Below are 234 nucleotides of genomic sequence, written 5' to 3'. Positions count from 1 at the left end.
ATTTCGAGGTTCTTGCTCGTTGCTTTCACTACTTCTGTGTATGGCGACAGCCATGACCGCGGAAACACCGCAGATGGTTTCGAGGTTCTTGCTCGTTGCTTTCACTACTTCTATGTATGGCGACAGCCATGACCGAGGAAACACCGCAGGTGGTTTCGAGGTTCTTGCTCGTTTCTTTCACTACTTCTATGTATGGCGACAGCCATGACCGAGGAAACACCGCAGGTGGTTTCG

The sequence above is a fragment of the Dorea sp. AF24-7LB genome (genome assembly GCF_003478575.1).
GTDB lineage: Bacteria > Bacillota > Clostridia > Lachnospirales > Lachnospiraceae > Dorea_D > Dorea_D hominis.
This window is presented reverse-complemented; position numbering follows the sequence as displayed.